The following is a 1,080-nucleotide window of genomic DNA, read 5'->3' on the forward strand; positions in this document are numbered from 1 at the left end:
GGAGCCGGCCAGCGGCCGGCACTACGCATTGCTTGGAGCCGGCCAGCGGCCGGCACTACCTGGCGTGTCGGTGCTGCGCCTAGACTGCTGTCTGCTTTCAGACAGGGAGGTGGTCATGACGCTGACTCAACAGGAATTCACCGCGCTCTGCGCATCGCATGGGTTCGGCGCGCATGCCGGCGTGTTGCTGCCGTGGCTGCGGCCGCGCGTGGGGTTCAGCCGCCGGGCGGAGGCGGATGCACCGATCGGCGCCTCGCGGATCGGCGGCGGGCCGGATGTGCCCGCCGGCTTTACATGGCCCACCCACAAGGGCAGGGCGCTGGACTTCCTGCTGCAGATCAACCTGGCCGACGTGCAGGGTCTGCAGTGCGGGCTGGATCTGCCCGCACAGGGCGTGCTGTCGTTCTTCTACGACACCGACACGCAACCGTGGGGCTATGACCCGGCCGATCGCAGTGGGCATGGCATCCGCCTGTTCGACGCGGACGGGTTGCAGCGCCTGCCTGCGCCGGATGCGGAGGCCGCGTTGGCACCGTCCGCGTTGGCGTTCCATCAGGCCTGGAGCCTGCCGCATCCGTTCTCGTCCAAGGGCGAGGAGGTGGCGCAGGCGCAGCGTGACGCCGGGCTGGGCTGGGACGACGCGGCCGAGGAGGGTTACTACGCGCTGGTGGAGGATATCGCCGACCTGGGATCCCCGACGCCGGGTGAGCGGCACGGTATGGGCGGCTGGTCGCATAACGTGCAGGACGACATGGCACTGGAAGCGCAGCTGGTCAGCCATGGCCTGTATTGCGGCGACCCGAGCGGATATGGCGATCCCCGCGCCGCTGCGCTGGCGGCCGGTGTGGCCGACTGGGCGCTGTTGCTGCAGCTGGATTCGGACGACGAGGCGATGTGGGGCGATTCGGGAATGCTGTATGCCTGGGTCCGCCGGCAGGACCTGGCCGCGCGGGATCTGTCGCAGACCTGGCTGGGCTTGCAGTGTTGCTGAAAAAACCGCGCCGGTAGTGCCGGCCGCTGGCCGGCTCTTCGATCAACCCTGCGTGGAGCCGGCCAGCGGCCGGCACTACCAGAGGGTCG

At 69.4% G+C, this 1,080-nt stretch carries 1 protein-coding gene; it reads left to right on the plus strand.

Annotation, left to right across the window (positions count from 1 at the left end):
- The first annotated feature begins 64 nt into the window (after positions 1-64).
- Positions 65-991 carry a YwqG family protein gene (locus DBR34_RS14110; protein ID WP_128097261.1) on the plus strand — a complete coding sequence of 309 codons (927 nt, stop codon included), beginning with the start codon at positions 65-67 and terminating at the stop codon, positions 989-991.
- Positions 992-1,080: the final 89 nt, after the last annotated feature.

This window comes from Stenotrophomonas sp. HMWF003, assembly GCF_003061285.1.
Taxonomy (GTDB): domain Bacteria; phylum Pseudomonadota; class Gammaproteobacteria; order Xanthomonadales; family Xanthomonadaceae; genus Stenotrophomonas; species Stenotrophomonas maltophilia_AP.